This window comes from Mesorhizobium sp. M7A.F.Ca.US.006.01.1.1, from assembly GCF_003997935.1.
GTDB lineage: Bacteria > Pseudomonadota > Alphaproteobacteria > Rhizobiales > Rhizobiaceae > Mesorhizobium.
Map to the genome: position 1 here is coordinate 1 of NZ_RZQL01000517.1, position 721 is coordinate 721.

Here is a 721-nt window from a genome sequence, read left to right on the forward strand (position 1 = left end):
GCACTGGCTGCAGCAGACCGGTCATCGGCCGATCGCGCTGATGGGCGGCGGCACCTCGATGATCGGCGACCCGTCCTTCAAGGACGAGGCGCGCAAGCTTTTGACCCCGCAGGATATCGAGGACAATCTGGCTGGCATCCGCCGCAACTTCATGCCCTACCTCAAATTCGGCAGCGGTCCCAACGACGCCATCATGGTCAACAACGCCGATTGGTTGATGGAGATCAACTACGTCAATTTCCTGCGCGATGTCGGCCGTCACTTTTCCGTCAACCGCATGCTGGCGTTCGATTCCGTCAAGCTGCGGCTCGATCGCGAGCAGTCGCTGTCGTTCCTCGAATTCAACTACATGATCCTGCAGGCCTATGATTTCGTCGAGCTCTACAAGCGTCTCGGCTGCCGCCTGCAGATGGGCGGCTCCGACCAATGGGGCAACATCATCAACGGCATCGATCTCGGCCGCCGCATGGAGGACGCGCAACTCTATGCGCTGACCACGCCGCTGCTGACCACCTCGTCGGGTGCCAAGATGGGCAAGTCCGCGTCGGGCGCGGTCTGGCTCGATGCGGAGATGCTGAGCCCCTACGAATTCTGGCAGTACTGGCGCAACACCGAGGATGCCGACGTCGCCCGCTTCCTGAAGCTCTACACGACGCTGCCGCTGGACGAGGTGGCGCGGCTCGAGCGGCTCGGCGGATCCGAGATCAATGAGGCCAAGAAG

At 62.0% G+C, this 721-nt stretch carries 1 protein-coding gene; it reads left to right on the forward strand.

Annotated elements, in window-relative coordinates:
* The coding region (tyrS, locus tag EN943_RS37260) for a tyrosine--tRNA ligase (protein ID WP_127416632.1) at positions 1-721 on the forward strand (721 nt) is incomplete at both ends.